Annotated in this window: 15 protein-coding genes and 1 pseudogene; 11 read left to right on the top strand and 5 right to left on the bottom strand. The window is 63.7% G+C overall.

Translation table 11 applies throughout. The features are described from left to right. A pseudogene (locus CH251_RS19965) lies at window positions 1-80 on the top strand (S-adenosylmethionine--2-demethylmenaquinone methyltransferase); the annotation flags it as partial. A 43-nt stretch (window positions 81-123) separates the two neighbouring features. On the opposite strand, the gene CH251_RS19960 reads toward CH251_RS19965, so the two are convergent. Next, the gene (locus CH251_RS19960) at window positions 124-963 is read right to left on the bottom strand and encodes an alpha/beta fold hydrolase (protein WP_094614702.1); all 840 of its coding nucleotides are present in this window, start codon (window positions 961-963) and stop codon (window positions 124-126) included. Between the two features lie 103 nt (window positions 964-1,066). Between CH251_RS19960 and CH251_RS19955 the strand changes: the two genes are divergently transcribed. The 4 genes from CH251_RS19955 to CH251_RS19940 all read left to right on the top strand — a co-directional run bounded on the left by CH251_RS19955 (window position 1,067) and on the right by CH251_RS19940 (window position 4,609). Further along, entirely contained in the window at window positions 1,067-1,633 is a 567-nt protein-coding gene (locus CH251_RS19955) for a TetR/AcrR family transcriptional regulator (protein WP_094614701.1), read from the top strand. Then, window positions 1,630-1,998 (top strand): glyoxalase superfamily protein, encoded by a 369-nt coding sequence (locus CH251_RS19950; protein ID WP_094614700.1) that lies wholly within the window; start codon window positions 1,630-1,632, stop codon window positions 1,996-1,998. Before CH251_RS19955 ends, CH251_RS19950 begins: the two co-directional genes overlap by 4 nt. A 199-nt stretch (window positions 1,999-2,197) precedes the next feature. After that, window positions 2,198-3,421 carry a threonine--tRNA ligase gene (gene thrS / locus CH251_RS19945; protein ID WP_094614699.1) on the top strand — a complete coding sequence of 408 codons (1,224 nt, stop codon included), beginning with the start codon at window positions 2,198-2,200 and terminating at the stop codon, window positions 3,419-3,421. Between the two features lie 39 nt (window positions 3,422-3,460). Continuing rightward, a complete protein-coding gene (locus CH251_RS19940; protein WP_094614698.1) occupies window positions 3,461-4,609 on the top strand; it encodes a serine hydrolase in 1,149 nt (382 codons plus the stop codon). A 3-nt stretch (window positions 4,610-4,612) separates the two neighbouring features. Here CH251_RS19940 and CH251_RS19935 read toward each other — a convergent pair whose 3' ends face one another. Continuing rightward, a complete protein-coding gene (locus tag CH251_RS19935; RefSeq protein WP_179273490.1) occupies window positions 4,613-5,524 on the bottom strand; it encodes an aminotransferase class IV in 912 nt (303 codons plus the stop codon). 64 nt (window positions 5,525-5,588) lie between these two features. On the opposite strand from CH251_RS19935, the gene CH251_RS19930 reads away from it, so the two are divergent. Next, complete coding sequence (locus CH251_RS19930) at window positions 5,589-6,563, top strand: aldo/keto reductase (protein ID WP_094614697.1); 975 nt, start codon at window positions 5,589-5,591, stop codon at window positions 6,561-6,563. Continuing rightward, entirely contained in the window at window positions 6,517-7,002 is a 486-nt protein-coding gene (locus CH251_RS19925) for a GNAT family N-acetyltransferase (protein WP_179273491.1), read from the top strand. The genes CH251_RS19930 and CH251_RS19925 overlap by 47 nt, the downstream gene beginning before the upstream one ends. Window positions 7,003-7,057: 55 nt before the next feature. On the opposite strand, the gene CH251_RS19920 is transcribed toward CH251_RS19925, so the two are convergent. Continuing rightward, window positions 7,058-7,885, bottom strand: coding sequence for a MerR family transcriptional regulator (locus CH251_RS19920; protein WP_094614695.1), 828 nt, complete (start codon window positions 7,883-7,885; stop codon window positions 7,058-7,060). Between the two features lie 164 nt (window positions 7,886-8,049). On the opposite strand from CH251_RS19920, the gene CH251_RS19915 reads away from it, so the two are divergent. The 4 genes from CH251_RS19915 to CH251_RS19900 all read left to right on the top strand — a co-directional run bounded on the left by CH251_RS19915 (window position 8,050) and on the right by CH251_RS19900 (window position 10,093). After that, complete coding sequence (locus CH251_RS19915) at window positions 8,050-8,394, top strand: nuclear transport factor 2 family protein (RefSeq protein ID WP_256979192.1); 345 nt, start codon at window positions 8,050-8,052, stop codon at window positions 8,392-8,394. Next, a complete protein-coding gene (locus CH251_RS19910; RefSeq protein ID WP_094614694.1) occupies window positions 8,391-9,230 on the top strand; it encodes an SDR family NAD(P)-dependent oxidoreductase in 840 nt (279 codons plus the stop codon). Before CH251_RS19915 ends, CH251_RS19910 begins: the two co-directional genes overlap by 4 nt. A gap of 120 nt (window positions 9,231-9,350) precedes the next feature. Further along, window positions 9,351-9,809 (top strand): hypothetical protein, encoded by a 459-nt coding sequence (locus tag CH251_RS19905; protein ID WP_094614693.1) that lies wholly within the window; start codon window positions 9,351-9,353, stop codon window positions 9,807-9,809. Between the two features lie 86 nt (window positions 9,810-9,895). Further along, on the top strand, window positions 9,896-10,093 hold the full coding sequence (locus CH251_RS19900) for a PLD nuclease N-terminal domain-containing protein (protein WP_094614692.1): 198 nt from the start codon (window positions 9,896-9,898) through the stop codon (window positions 10,091-10,093). Between the two features lie 11 nt (window positions 10,094-10,104). Here CH251_RS19900 and CH251_RS19895 read toward each other — a convergent pair whose 3' ends face one another. Continuing rightward, a complete protein-coding gene (locus CH251_RS19895) occupies window positions 10,105-10,461 on the bottom strand; it encodes a hypothetical protein (protein ID WP_094614691.1) in 357 nt (118 codons plus the stop codon). A gap of 160 nt (window positions 10,462-10,621) precedes the next feature. Further along, the coding region (locus CH251_RS19890) for an HNH endonuclease signature motif containing protein (RefSeq protein ID WP_143537864.1) at window positions 10,622-11,537 on the bottom strand (916 nt) is incomplete at its 5' end.

Below are 11,537 nucleotides of genomic sequence, written 5' to 3'. Positions count from 1 at the left end.
TTCCGGTCAGCTTCGGTGGCGTGACGTTCAACCCGGGCGAGATCGTCTACAGCGACCACGACGGCGTCGTCGCGGTCTAGCCCCAATGCGGCGGCAGGCCGAGTGCCTGCCGCCGCAGTGCTCTTACTTCACGAACGCGAGCAGCGCGTCGTTCACTTCCTGGAAGTGCGTCCACAGCAGTCCGTGCGGTGCTCCGTCGACCTCGACGTACGTGGCCTCCGGGAACACCTTGTGGAACTGACGGCCGGTGGAATCGATCGGCAGGATGTTGTCGGCCGTGCCGTGCAGGATCAGCGTGGGCTTGCCCGATTCGCGCACCTTCTCCACATCGCCGCGGAAATCTTCGAGCCAAGTGGGCACGACGGCGTAGGCGGCCACGGGAGCGCTACCGGTCGCGGTGTTCCAGCTCGCACGTACCGCAGCCTCGCTGATGCGGGTCCCGAGGTTCTCGTCGAGGTTGTAGAAGTCCTTGTAGAAGTTCTCGAACCAGGCGAAACGATCCTCCCGTGCGGCACTGTCGATGCCGTCGAACACCGACTGCGGGACGCCGGTCGGGTTGTCGTCGGTCTGCAGCAGGAACGGCTCGAGCGAGGCGAGGAACGCGAACTTGGCTACGCGATCCGTGCCGTACTTCGCCGCGTACCGGGCGAGTTCACCTGTGCCCATGGAGAATCCGACCAGGACGACGTCGGTGAGATCGAGCTCGGTCAGGACCTTGTCCAGGTCCGAGGCAAAGGTGTCGTAGTCGTATCCGACGGTGGGCTTGCTGGACTGGCCGAATCCGCGGCGGTCGTAGGTGATGACGCGATATCCGGCATCCAGCAAAGCGCGCGATTGACGTTCCCAGGAGTTGCCGTCGAGTGGGTAGCCGTGGATGAGCACGACGGGCTGACCGGTTCCGTGATCCTCGTAGTAGACCTCGACGGGGGTGGAGTTCTCGGTTCCGACGTTGATGTACGCCATGATCCTGCCTTCCTGTGGTCCTGAAATCGAGCAGGAGAACGGTCGTTCTCGCCGCATGTGGACTACTGTAGAGAACGTTGGTTCTCTCGGCAAGGGGTAGACGATGACCAGTACGGAAATCGGACGGGCACAGGTAGTGAACGCCGCGGACGAATTGTTCTATGCGCGCGGGATTCAAGCCGTCGGCATGGACGAACTTCGCACAGCAGCAGGCATCTCCCTCAAGCGCATGTACTCGCTGTTTCCGTCGAAAACCGCCATCGTCGCCGAGGTGCTCCGGGGTCGCACCGGCCAGTGGAACGACGGCATACGAGCCGCCGCGGCTGCGTACGAGTCGCCCCGCGAGAAACTGTTGTCGATTTTCGACTTCCTGGATCACTGGTTCCGCGAGGACAACTTTCGCGGCTGCGCCTTCATAAACTCGTTCGGCGAACTGGGGGCCACGATGCCCGAGGTCGCCGAAGCCGCGCAGCAGCACAAGAGGAACTTCATCGACTACGTCACCGAGTTGGCAGTCGAGGCCGGATGTGAGCCGACCGTCGGCTTGCAGATCGCCCTCCTCGCCGAGGGTGCACAAACCACCGCGGCCATCACCGAATTACCCGAATCTGCCGCTGCGGCCAAAGCTGCGGTGAAAGTTCTGCTGGGGATGCCACACTCGACGTCATGAAGGCATTCGGCTCGGCAGTTCCGATTCTCCGTATCTTCGACGACGCCGAAGCGCGTGCGTTCTACGTGGACTACCTGGGATTCGCGGTCGAGTGGGAGCATCGCTTCGAGCCGGATCTGCCACTGTACGTGCGCATTTCGCGCGGACAGTGTGTCCTGGATCTTTCCCAGCACTACGGCGACGGCACACCGGGCACATCGGTGTGGATACCGATCCCGGACGTCAGATCCTTCAATGCCGAACTGCTGCAGAAGAACAACCCTCGCAGCCGACCGGGAATCGACCCCGACGCACCGGGCGGACCGACCATGACGATCACCGATCCGTTCTCCAACAACCTCCGCTTCTGCCAGGTCGATCGCTGATCAGCCCTTGCCAGCCATCGCAGGCACGTTGTAGCGTCGTCGCCATGATGCACCCGCAGCCACACACGACGACGCCGGTTTTCTTCCGGCGTCCGATGTAGGCCTGCACCGACCTAATCGACGAACCCCGGGAGTTGTTGCCCCGGGGTTCTTGCGTATCTGGGCACTTCTCTTGGTAAACAGTAGAAGTGGAGTACCCATGAATTTTGATCATCGCCAACTCGGTCGCGAGTTGGATCTGTTTGCGACCAGTCCGGCCATCGGTGCCGGGTTACCCATGTGGTTGCCCGACGGTGCAATCATTCGAGCAGAGTTGGAGAAGCTGGCCGCGCAGGAATCAGCACGATCGGGATGTCTCGGCGTCTACACCCCAGTCCTGGCCAAGCGCTCGCTGTTCGAGAGATCCGGGCACTGGGACAAGTTCTCGGCCGATATGTTTCCTCCGATGCGTATCGGGGGCGAGGAATATGTTCTACGGCCTGCCAATTGCCCGCATCACACCCAGATCTTCGCTGCACGCGGGCGCAGCTTTCGTGAGCTTCCCTTCCGAGTGTCGGAGCTGGGGTCGATGTTCCGAAGCGAACTGTCCGGTGTGCTGGGTGGATTGAGCCGCGTGCGGCAGATCTCACTCGACGACGCACACGTGTTCTGCAGCCCAAGTCAAGTCGGGACCGAAGTTCGACGCGCTATCGAATCGGTCGAGAAATGTTATGCAACATTGGGACTCGTACCCTCTTTCCGACTCTCGGTCCGTGGCGGCAACGGCCACTACTTGGGTGACGCATCGCAATGGGACGCCGCCGAGGCTCAGCTACGTAACGCACTGGGTGATCGTCGGTTCACCGTCGGCGAGGGTGATGCGGCCTTCTACGGTCCGAAAATCGATGTGCAGGTCACCGGGCATCACGACACTGTGTCGACCGTGCAGGTCGATTTCAACCAACCGGAACGGTTCGGTCTCGAGTACACCGGGTCCGACGGAGAGAAGCACCGCCCTGTGATGATCCATCGCGGCGTGCTCGGCTCCATGGAGCGACTGACTGCACTACTCATCGAACAGCACGAAGGCCGAATGCCACCGTGGCTCGCCCCTCGGCAGGTCGCCGTAGTTCCGGTGGGTGCTTCCCACTCGCAGTCAGCACTGTCGCTGGCCGGTCGACTGCTCCGTGCATCGGTCCGGGCCGAAGTACTCGAGGAAGGTTCGCTCAGCGCCCGCATTCGGAGTGCGCGAATCCATCGCGACTCGTACATCGCGGTAATCGGTGATCGAGAGCAAGACAGCAATTCGGTCGCAGTCTCGTATCCCGCGCTGAATTCCAGAGCTTTGCTCGGAGTGGACCTGTTCGTCACCTCGGTCGAACGCGACATTGCCGATCGCAGCCTATTTCCCACCGTCCCCTCATCGAAAATCACTGACATTTGACACTGAAATCCTTCGCAGGGCGGAGTTAGCGTCGAAGACATGAGCAAGCTACGAATCCTCGCCGCCCTCACAGTGTCGACGTCCCTGCTGGTCACCGGGTGCTCGACGACCGATGAACCGTCAACCGTCGAGCCGACCACCACCGCGCCCTCGAGCGGCAACATCGAGACCGACGACGTCCAGGCCGCGTTGGACGCACTGGTCGACGCCGGTTCCGTCGCCGCGGTCGCGCAGGTGCGCGACGGCGAGAATTCGTGGTCGGGAGCCGCCGGGCTCGTCGAGCGCGACGGCACCGAGGCTGCGTCGGCCGAAGACCCGGTCCGGATCGCCAGCGTCACCAAGGCGATGGTTGCTGCCGTGGTGCTGCAGCTCGTGGACGAGGGGAAGCTCGAGCTCGATCAGCAGGTCGACGAATTGCTTCCTGGTCTGCTGCCCAGGCCGGTGACCGTTCGCCAACTGCTCGATCACACCAGTGGCGTTCCGGACTACTTCACCGGATTCGACTCTGCGGAGCAGATTGCCGCCCGCGCGAACGATGCCGTCACCGACGAGGAGTTGATCTCTCAGGCGCTGGCGATGCCCTGGACGACCGAGCCGGGCCAGGAGTTCAGCTACGCGAACACCAATTACGTCCTCCTCGGACAGATCGTCACCGAGCTGGACGGCAAGTCCATCGGACAAGCGTTGCAGGACAGGATCTTCGATCCGCTCGTGATGGCCGACACGACGTACCCCACCGATTCCGCTCTGGACGAGAACGCGTTGCACGGTTATGTCCTCGAGAACGGAACGTACACCGACGTCACCGATTACGACGCCAGCATCTGGTCGTCCGGTGCCGCCGTGGTCTCGACCGTCGGCGACATGAACACCTTCTTCAGAGCACTCTTCGACGGCACGCTGATCCCGCATAACCTGATCGACGAGATGCAGGTCGTGACGCCATCGACGTACGGACTCGGTCTGCTGCTGGGCGGAGACACGTGCAACCCGGGTTCGGGTGAGCTGGTGTTCGGCAACCGCGGCAACGGCTTCGGCTACCGCACCTACGCGTTCTCGAGCCCGGACGGGCAGCGTCAGGTATCGCTGGCCTGGACCACGGCCGGTCCGAACCCTGCCGCCGATCCACTCGAACAGCCGGCCTCCGAAGCATTGATCGCCGGACTCACCTCCACCTGCCCGGCGTAGTACTCACAGCACACTCACCCAGCCGTGCACTTCGTCGCTGGTGAGCGCGGCCTGGTGACGCTTACGTAGGGTGAGTGTCACCGGGCCGGTCTCCCTCGTTCCTATTGCCCGACCGTCGATTTCGTACACCGGCGCAACTCCCGCCGAGGTGCCGCACACGAAGACCTCGTCGGCGATGTACAGCTCCGTGAGATCGACGGTGCGCTCCTGGACGGTCAGCCCTTCTTCGCGCGCCAGAGTCAACAGGGTCCGACGGTTGATGCCGTCGAGGATGTCGCTGGTGACGTCGGGGGTGATGAGCGCTCCATTGCGGACGAGGAAGATGTTCGCCGCACTGAGCTCGCAGACGTGCCCGTTGATGTCGAGAAAGATGCAGTCGTCGAAGCCACTGTCGATCGCATCCTGTTTGGCCAGAACAGAATTGACGTACGCGCCGTTCACTTTGGCGCGCGAGGGAATGGCATTGTCCGGAATGCGCCGCCAGACGCTCGTTTTCAGCCGCATTCCATTCTGCGGAACGATGGGGGTGGCGTCGTACAGGAAGATGGACACGGTGGTGTGCAGACCGCGTACCCGAGTTCCCGGGATCGACTCGTCCACGTGGACCGTGGCCCGAACGTAGACCTCGGTCGACGGGGCATTGGCGGCGACCACGTCGCGCGTCGCCTGTACGAATCGCTCGAACGTCCACTGCGAGGCAAACGTGTCGATGCCGATGATCTTGCAAGACTCGACCAGTCGCTGATAGTGATCGAGCAACCGGAACGCGGTACGCCGATCGCCGTCCACCTGCACCGGGAAGACGGTGTAGACACTGAGCCCGTACAGAACGGCCGAAGTTGCCACTCCGAGCGTCGCGTCCTGCGCGTCGATCAGACGGTCGCCGAAATACACCTTCGAGTGCGGAAGAGCCATGTGGCGATGCTAGCCCCAGGCCGAGTTCGGGCGACAACGCTTTTTCTTCTCTATCGTCGAGTGCATGAGCGCACGCACCGTACCGACCCGAACCCTGTGGAACGACGGCCCCGAGGTGGGTGCCATAGGCCTGGGCTGCATGGGAATGACCTGGGCATACAAGGCCGACGATCGGACGGAGAGCCCCGACCGAGTGATCGGGCACGCCCTCGACCTTGGCGTGAACTTCATCGACACGGCCGATGTGTACGGGCCGTTCACCAACGAGGAAGTCGTCGGCGAAGCCATCGGGAGCCGACGCGACGAGGTGATCCTCGCGACCAAGGGCGGTCTCGTCTCCCACGTCGGCGACGCCGGTGAACCCGTCATTTCGGGCCCCAACGGCAAGCCCGATCACCTTCGGCAGGCCATCGACGATTCGCTGCGCCGCTTGGGCGTCGACCATATCGATCTGTACTACCTGCACCGTCCCGATCCCGAGGTGGACGTCGAAGACAGCATCGGCGCGATGGCCGAGGCCGTGCAGGCCGGAAAGGTTCGCGCACTAGGAGTCTCGGAGTTCAGCGTCGAGCAACTGGATCGGGCCCAGCAGGTGCATCCGATCTCGGCGGTGCAGTCGGAGCTGTCGCTGTGGACGCGCGACCACCTCGCCACGTCGCTGAAATGGACGCAGAACAACGGTGCGGCATTCGTGCCGTTCTCACCATTGGGCCGCGGCTTCCTGACCGGGAACTTCCGTGGAACAGCGCCCGCCGCAGACGATTTCCGTGCTCGCCTGCCACGCTTCAGTCAGGACAACCTCGATGCGAACCTCGTGATCGTCGACGCCATCGCGGCCCTCGCGGACGAACTGGATGCGACGCCTGCGCAGGTGGCCTTGGCCTGGGTGTTGGCGCAGGGTGAGCACGTGGTGCCCATCCCCGGCACCCGACGCACCTCACGTCTGGACGAGAACGCGGGTGCAGCCTCGCTCACGTTGAGCCCGGATCACCTTGCCGCACTCGAAGCTCTGCCTGCTCCCGCCGGCGGCCGTTATTGAAATCGTACGCGTCGACCCCGTCGCAGACCGGCCCCTGGCCGAGCAGATCCTCGCGGTGCAGAAGAGTTCGTATGCAGTCGAAGCGAGACTGATCGGCGACGAGCGAATCCCGCTGCTGCACGAGTCGGTGGACGATCTGTGCGCTGCGCAGGTCCATTGGCTCGTCGCGCGGGAGGACGACGAAATCCTCGGTGCTGCAGCGTGCTCCGAGGCAGAGATCGACCGCCTGGTGGTGGCTCCACGCGCGCATCGACAAGGCATCGGTAAGGCATTGGTCGACGCGATATTGGAATCGATTGTCGCACAACGTGTACACGTTGCCACCGGCCGAGACAATCCACCGGCCCGCAGGTTGTACGAGTCCCTCGGCTTCGTGCACACCGAGGACAGTCAGGTACTGCCCGGACTGTGGCTGGCCCGCTACGAACTCGTCCGCTGATCAGGGCCAACGGCTTTCGGTCGAGCTGGCCTGTCCCCGCCCGACTCGTCGAGGATCACTCCGACGTAGCAGTGGTTTCGAATATGGGCCAGCAGATTTCGGTTGCGGTGAACGCATTCGGCTCCGAGGGCGTTCCACCGAGGTAGTGTTCGCGGATCGGTCCTCGGCCGCTGACCAATCGTTCGTTTGTATACGTCCCCAGGGCCGCGTAGCTGCGGTCGATACCCTTGTGACCACCGGAGTGCGTGAGGACCGCGAATTGGGCCTGAGGTAGGACCTGGGCCCGGATACCGTCCGGGGGATCCACCGATTGTGGAGCTGCAACGAACAGCGTTGCTTCGCCGCGTGATTCGAGGAAGAGTGCCCGGTCGTACAGGCCGCCCGGCACGACCCCCGAGTCGTCGCCTGTCGCCGCTGCGACTGCATCTCGTAGTTTCCCGACCGTCACCGCGAACCAGCTGTCGATCTCGGCGACCTCGACGGTGCTGCCGATGGACCACACGGCGAGGGCAGGCTCGAGGCGCAGTTCGATCTCGGCGGGTGCGTGCACGGGCGAGAGTAGTTCGCGCAGCGCGCCGACGGTGTCGCGAGTGTGCTGTAGCTGCATCTCCATCCGTTCGAGATGACTGGTGAGGATCTCGGTGCGGGCTGCGGCGTCTTCTGCACTCAGCAGTGACTTGATGTCCGGGATGGACATGCCGAGCGATCGGAATCGGCGGATGATGTGTGCGTGATCGACCTGGCTGGTGTCGTAGAAGCGGTACCCGGTGTGCGCATCGACGAGAGTCGGTTCGAGGATCCCGATCTCGTGGTAGTGGCGTAGCGCCTTTCTGCTGAGGCTGGTCATCACTGCGAAGTCGCCGATCGAGACCTGTGCGCCCATGGCGTCCTCCTGTACGTTGCGTCGTTTGCGTTGTCGGTTGGGGCCCATCGTGAAGTTTCCCCCTGGGGCAAGGTCAACAGGAAGGCGGGACCGAGTGTCGGGCACGGAAACCGGTGCGGAGTCGGTGTTGACATTCCCCTTGGGGGAAGTATCACGGTGGGGTCATGACAACAGAATGGGATGGACTCCCGGACAACGTGAAGAAGTTCATGACCGCACTCGACGCCCGACAAGGCGCTCGAGCGCTCACTGTGTTCACCGCAGATGCCGTGGTGACCGATGAGGGCCACGATCACTCGGGCCGTGACGAAATCGAGGCCTGGCTGACCGCCTCGGTCAGTGAGAGTGAGTACACCTACACAACAGAGTTCACCGGGGCGACGACGACCGGCACGACTGTCGACGTCGTGCAGCACCTGGAAGGCGACTTCCCCGGGGGAGTCGTCGACCTGCACTACCGATTCACGCTGGACGGCGCGCTGATCAACCGGTTGGTGATCGAGCCATGAGCAAGCGGTGGTTCATCACCGGTGGCACACCGGGCGGCTTCGGCATGGCGTACGCGGAGGTGGCGCTGGAGGCGGGAGACCGCGTGGTACTCACCGCCCGGCGTCCAGGGGAATTGGCGTCGTGGGCCGAGCAGTACGGTGACCGCGTTCTCGTCGTGCCCATGGACGTCACCGACGCGGCACAGGTACTTCGAGCGGTACGAACAGCCGAAGAGCACTTCGGCGGTATCGACGTGCTGGTCAACAATGCAGGCCGCGGCTGGTACGGATCGATCGAGGGAATGAGCGAGACCTCGATACGGGCGATGTTCGAGCTGAACTTCTTCGCCGTGCTGTCCGTGACGCGCGCAGTGCTACCAGGTATGCGCGCCCGCGGAAGCGGGTGGATCGTGAACGTGTCCTCGGTGGCCGGGCTTCTGGCAGCGGTCGGATTCGGTTACTACAGCGCGACGAAATACGCGATCGAGGCCGTCACCGATGCGCTGCGCCAGGAGGTTGCCGAGCAAGGTATCTCCGTGTTGGCAGTCGAACCAGGGGCGTTCCGCACGAACGCCTACGCCGGATTCGCCGAAGAGCCGGTCGCGGAGGCGATTTCGGAATACCACGGCATGCTCGAACAGGTGCGGGCCGCCTTCGTCGACATGAACGGAGTGCAACCGGGAGATCCGCATCGCGGTGCCGGTGCGGTGATCGCGGCGATGACCCAGGACCCGCCGCCACGCCGGCTGATCCTGGGCAACAGCGGGTACGACGCCGTCATCGACGCGTTGGAACAGACCCTGGGCGAAATCCGGTCGAACGAGACGCTCTCTCGTAGCGCGGATTTCCCCGCCTAGCGGGCCTGCCGAGGCACGTTCGATACCGCCTCATCCGGTGCATCGGCCGAGCGATCCAGCGGTGGATTCGAGAGAGGGAGCCGAGCGGACAAACCGGACGTAGCTCGCTACGATTCGCCGATGAATGTCACAGTGATTGTATTGCTCGGCATTGTGGGCGTCGTGCTGCTTGTCGCGGGCATCGTGGTGCTCGTGAAGGTATTGGTGGGTCGACTGTCTTCGTCGTCGCAGTCGGCGATCGCGCAACAGTTCGCCGATTCCAGCGTGGCCAAGTCGGATCCGATGGCGAATTTCTTCGGCCTAGGATCGAAGGGTGGCGCGCAGGTCCGTGGAAACGGCGCACTCGTACTGACCGAGAGCGAATTGTGGTTCCGTCGCATCGGCAGTTCAACGCCGCTTCGAATACCGTTGCAGGACATCGACGGTGCGGACGTGACCGGATCTCATGCCGGCAAGACGGTCGGCCGCAGCCTGCTCCGCGTCCAGTTTCGGACGGGGACAGTCACGGACTCCGCGGCATGGCTCGTCGAGAGTCCGGAGTCCTGGGTGAACGCCATCAACGGGGACAAGTTGCCGTAGCCGTTCGCACATCGAACACTGCAGCCGGCATCGCGACGAGACGGATCGAGACGGTTCGCAGCGCTGGCTGAGCTACCGTCTCGGGTATGGCTTCTGCCGGTGGTGCAGTCACCGTCCTGCTGTCCTTGATGGCACTACTGTCGATCGCCCGTGACCGCACCATGGGCTATCGGCCGAAGCTGGCGTGGGCATTCGTTGTGGTGATACTGCCGATCGTCGGGGCGATCCTGTGGTTCGCAGTCGGTAAGCGCTATCCCTACGGGCCGAGCGGCGGCAACAGATAGCCCTCGCTCGGCTAGTAGCCCAGCGCCTGTCGCAGATCGACGTTCACCAGATGGCTGACTTGATCGCGCAACCATTCGATGGTTCGCTCGCTCGGTGCCGGGGCATGAGCCAGCAGCGTCCATCGGAGACGAGTCTCAGGTCGTAGATCGAACTGCAACAGGATGTCTGGAACCGTTGGCCACGGCGAACTCCACACAACGCGGTCGAACTCGCTGCTCTCGACGACCCGTGGCAGCGTCGCGTCCTCGAACATCACCGGCCAGGCAAACCCGCGATTGCACGGATGCACGTCGGGTCGCATCAGCGCCTTCCACACGAAGCGGGCCGGCGGCGACAGTACTGCCGTCCTGCTCGCGAGAACCATCATGAACCCACCGTACGCAACTACTTTCGACGATTCCTGTCTGGAGCTGGGTCGATCTCTCGGCTGACAGCACGCCGCCTGTCCGGACGTGCGCGCACGCTCGACATGGCCGCGCGTTGCACGTGCTGCAGGCAGGGCTGTGCTCTGAGACTGGATCGGACCGTCAGGCGGGTTGTCGTGGTTCCGCGTCGCCGGGGTTGTTGTGGTTGTCGGGTGGGTAGAGGACTTCTTCTGGGTGGTGGGCGTGGTTGATGAGTCCGTGGCGTTTGGGGTCCATTCCGGTGGGTGGGTGCCAGAGGGTGCGGCCCGGGTATCTGTGTGCTGCTCCGGTTTTGGTGGTGGCCCATTTGCCGGGTCCGGTGCCGACCAGTGCGTGGTGCATGTCGCAGCCGAAGGTGAGGGAGTCGATGTCGGTGGTGCCGCCGTCGATCCAGTCGGTGACGTGGTGGGCTTGGGACCAGGTTGCGGGGCGGGTGCAGGAGGGGAAGCTGCAGCCGCGGTCTCGGGCGATGAGCACGATGCGTTGGTCTGCGGAGGCGATGCGTTTGGAGCGGCCGAGGTAGAGGGCTCTGCCGTGGTCGTCGAAGAGGGTCAGGTAGTGGTGGGCGTGGGAGGCCATGCGGATCGCGTCGCGGATCGACACGCGGGAGCCGGTGCCGGTCATGGCGTAGCCGCGGCCGGCTTCGAGGTCCTTCAGGGTCATGGTGACGATGGCGGTGACGGGTAGGCCCCGGTGTGTGCCGAGGGTGCCGGAGGCGAGGGTCTGCCGGAGCGCGAGTTTGAGGGCGTCGTGTTGGCGTTCGCGTTGGGTACGGATATCCCGCGCGGCGGCAGCGTCGCGTGCTGCAGCCTTACCCAGCGCTTCGTCGCCGTCTGTATCGGCATCGGCTGTGTCGTCGGGTTCGGCTGTGTCGTCGGGTTCGGCTGTGTCGTCGGGTTCGGCTGTGTCGTCGTGTCCTGTGCCGCAACCGCAGTCGATGCCGTCGCCGCACCGGCCGTCACCCTCGCAAGGTCCGTCGCCGTCGCATGGTCCGTCGCTCCACAGTCCCGCATCGCTCGTCGGACCGTCGTCCGGCTCC

Origin of the sequence: Rhodococcus sp. 06-462-5 (genome assembly GCF_002258315.1) — a bacterium.
In the GTDB taxonomy this organism is placed as follows: domain Bacteria; phylum Actinomycetota; class Actinomycetes; order Mycobacteriales; family Mycobacteriaceae; genus Rhodococcoides.
The sequence above is the reverse complement of the archived record's forward strand: the minus strand, read 5'-3'. Positions and strand labels throughout refer to the sequence as shown.

Excerpts from the sequence above, each read along its gene's own strand:
- CH251_RS19960 (WP_094614702.1), bottom strand. The coding sequence starts at position 963 with ATGGCGTACATCAACGTCGGAACCGAGAACTCCACCCCCGTCGAGGTC.
- CH251_RS19940 (WP_094614698.1), top strand. The coding sequence starts at position 3,461 with ATGAGCAAGCTACGAATCCTCGCCGCCCTCACAGTGTCGACGTCCCTG.
- CH251_RS19955 (WP_094614701.1), top strand. The coding sequence starts at position 1,067 with ATGACCAGTACGGAAATCGGACGGGCACAGGTAGTGAACGCCGCGGAC.
- CH251_RS19910 (WP_094614694.1), top strand. The coding sequence starts at position 8,391 with ATGAGCAAGCGGTGGTTCATCACCGGTGGCACACCGGGCGGCTTCGGC.
- thrS (WP_094614699.1), top strand. The coding sequence starts at position 2,198 with ATGAATTTTGATCATCGCCAACTCGGTCGCGAGTTGGATCTGTTTGCG.
- CH251_RS19950 (WP_094614700.1), top strand. The coding sequence starts at position 1,630 with ATGAAGGCATTCGGCTCGGCAGTTCCGATTCTCCGTATCTTCGACGAC.
- CH251_RS19915 (WP_256979192.1), top strand. The coding sequence starts at position 8,050 with ATGACAACAGAATGGGATGGACTCCCGGACAACGTGAAGAAGTTCATG.
- CH251_RS19920 (WP_094614695.1), bottom strand. The coding sequence starts at position 7,885 with ATGGGCGCACAGGTCTCGATCGGCGACTTCGCAGTGATGACCAGCCTC.
- CH251_RS19930 (WP_094614697.1), top strand. The coding sequence starts at position 5,589 with ATGAGCGCACGCACCGTACCGACCCGAACCCTGTGGAACGACGGCCCC.
- CH251_RS19905 (WP_094614693.1), top strand. The coding sequence starts at position 9,351 with ATGAATGTCACAGTGATTGTATTGCTCGGCATTGTGGGCGTCGTGCTG.
- CH251_RS19935 (WP_179273490.1), bottom strand. The coding sequence starts at position 5,524 with ATGGCTCTTCCGCACTCGAAGGTGTATTTCGGCGACCGTCTGATCGAC.
- CH251_RS19900 (WP_094614692.1), top strand. The coding sequence starts at position 9,896 with ATGGCTTCTGCCGGTGGTGCAGTCACCGTCCTGCTGTCCTTGATGGCA.
- CH251_RS19895 (WP_094614691.1), bottom strand. The coding sequence starts at position 10,461 with ATGATGGTTCTCGCGAGCAGGACGGCAGTACTGTCGCCGCCGGCCCGC.